Origin of the sequence: Clostridium tanneri (assembly GCF_033659955.1) — a bacterium.
Taxonomy (GTDB): domain Bacteria; phylum Bacillota; class Clostridia; order Clostridiales; family Clostridiaceae; genus Clostridium_AM; species Clostridium_AM tanneri.
In genome coordinates, this window is the sequence record NZ_JARUJP010000098.1 from 1 (window position 1) to 371 (window position 371).

The following is a 371-nucleotide window of genomic DNA, read 5'->3' on the forward strand; positions in this document are numbered from 1 at the left end:
GCAGCTAGAACAGCTTTAAGACTTGGAGCTGAGGTTCATATAGTATACAGAAGATCAGAATCAGAACTTCCAGCTAGAGTTGAAGAAGTACATCATGCAAAAGAAGAAGGCGTAATAATGGATGTACTTACAAACCCAACTGAAATCTTAGGAGATGAAAATGGCTGGGTTAAAGGAATGAAATGTGTGAAGATGGAGCTTGGTGAGCCAGATGCTTCAGGAAGAAGAAAGCCTGTAGTAGTAGAAGGTTCAGAGTTTGTAATGGACGTAGATACAGTTATCATGTCCCTTGGAACATCACCAAACCCATTAATATCATCAACTACAAAAGGATTAGAAATAAACAAGCATAAGTGTATAGTAGCACAGGA

The 371-nt window shown here is 38.8% G+C and carries 1 protein-coding gene; it reads left to right on the forward strand.

All coding sequences use genetic code 11. The features are described 5' to 3' along the window. Window positions 1–371: FAD-dependent oxidoreductase (locus tag P8V03_RS19110; RefSeq protein WP_318799387.1), on the forward strand; the 371-nt coding region annotated here is incomplete at both ends.